Below are 1,914 nucleotides of genomic sequence, written 5' to 3'. Positions count from 1 at the left end.
GTATTAAGGGTCTTATCGAAAAAGATACTTATTGTGATGATGTTATTACTCAGATAGCTGCCACACAAAGTGCCATGAATAGTGTGGCAAAGATTTTATTAGAAGGTCATTTAAGAAATTGTGTGGTAGACCGACTGAATGATGGGGATACCGAGGTCATTGACGAAGTGCTAGTAACGATACAAAAATTAATGAAAAAATAAAGGAGAAGTGGTTAGGGTGGAAAACGTAACATTGAAGGTAACAGGAATGTCATGTGGTCATTGTGTGAATGCAGTTGAAGGGAATGTAGGAAAGCTTTCGGGTGTAGAAAGTGTAAAAGTACATTTAGACGCAGGAAAAGTAGATGTTGCGTTTGATAATGAAAAAGTATCACTTGAAAAAATAAAAGAAACCATTGATGATCAAGGCTACGATGTTGAATAAGGAATAAGGGTGCTTTTAAAGCACTTCTTTTTTACAATAAATTATACCCCACGGTGGTATAAAGGGGCGGGAATAAAAGTGAGCAACCATATAAAAGAAACAAGTATGCAAATTTCAGGAATGACCTGCGCGGCCTGTGCAACACGAATTGAAAAAGGGTTAAATAGAATGGAAGGTGTTGAAGAGGCCACTGTTAATTTGGCCCTTGAAAAATCAGTCATTACTTATGATGCAGAAAAGTTAAGTACCCAGGACTTTGAAAAGAAAATTCAAGATCTTGGCTATGATGTGGTAAAAGAGAAAAAAGAGTTTACCATTACGGGAATGACCTGCGCGGCCTGTGCAACACGAATTGAAAAAGGGCTAAATAAGATGGATGGAGTATCCAAGGCCAATGTAAACCTGGCACTTGAAAACGCGACCGTTGAATATGATCCTTCTGAAGCTTCCCCAATTGATATTATTCAACGAGTGGAAAAGTTGGGTTACGGGGCGATCATCAAGGATGACAACAAGGAATCGGTGGATTTTCGCCAGAAAGAAATTCAAAAACAAAAGAGAAAATTTATTTTCGCCGTTATTTTGTCATTCCCGTTGTTATGGGCGATGGTAAGTCATTTTAGTTTTACTTCGTTTATTTATATGCCGGATTTCCTCATGAACCCATGGGTGCAAATGGCGTTCGCAACGCCTGTGCAATTCATCATTGGTAAGCAATTCTATGTAGGGGCATATAAGGCTTTGAAAAACAAAAGTGCGAATATGGATGTTTTAGTTGCAATGGGAACGTCCGCTGCCTATTTTTATAGTGTTTATCAATCGATCATCGCCATTGGAGTCCACCACCATACTGCACAACTATATTTTGAAACTAGTGCCATCCTTATCACCCTCATTCTTTTAGGGAAGCTCTTTGAAGCAAAAGCAAAAGGACGTTCATCAGAAGCCATTAAAAAATTGATGGGACTTCAGGCCAAAACGGCTTTGGTGCTGAGGAATGGTGAAGAGCGCGAAATACCTCTAGAAGAAGTCATTGTTGGAGATACAGTTTTGGTGAAGCCAGGTGAAAAAATCCCGGTGGATGGAGAGGTAGTCGAAGGGAACTCTGCCGTCGATGAATCCATGTTAACAGGAGAAAGCATTCCAGTAGATAAAAGCATAGGAGATACTGTGATTGGATCAACCCTGAATAAAAATGGTTTTCTCAAAATGAAGGCCACAAAAATCGGCAGAGATACCGCTCTTTCACAAATCATCAAGGTGGTAGAAGACGCTCAAGGGTCTAAAGCTCCAATTCAAAGGCTCGCTGACCAAATTTCTGGAGTTTTCGTACCCATTGTTGTCGGAATCGCCCTTTTAACTTTTCTCGTATGGATGATCTGGGTTAATCCTGGTGAATTTACACCAGCTTTTGAAGCGATGATTGCGGTGCTTGTAATAGCTTGCCCCTGTGCTTTAGGTTTGGCTACCCCAACATCAATCATGGCC

The 1,914-nt window shown here is 40.3% G+C and carries 3 protein-coding genes; all 3 read left to right on the top strand.

Annotated features, from left to right (window positions below; genetic code table 11):
• Positions 1 to 203: metal-sensing transcriptional repressor (locus AC1DUW_RS27160; RefSeq protein WP_477643968.1), on the top strand; the 203-nt coding region annotated here is incomplete at its 5' end.
• A gap of 16 nt (positions 204 to 219) precedes the next feature.
• Positions 220 to 426: a copper chaperone CopZ gene (gene copZ / locus AC1DUW_RS27155; RefSeq protein ID WP_053345683.1), complete on the top strand. Its 207-nt coding sequence runs from the start codon at positions 220 to 222 to the stop codon at positions 424 to 426.
• A gap of 105 nt (positions 427 to 531) precedes the next feature.
• Positions 532 to 1,914, top strand: a 1,383-nt coding sequence (locus AC1DUW_RS27150; RefSeq protein ID WP_477643969.1) for a heavy metal translocating P-type ATPase, incomplete at its 3' end; no start/stop codon positions are given.

This window comes from Peribacillus sp. P4_C12 (assembly GCF_056402095.1).
The sequence above is the reverse complement of the archived record's forward strand: the minus strand, read 5'-3'. Positions and strand labels throughout refer to the sequence as shown.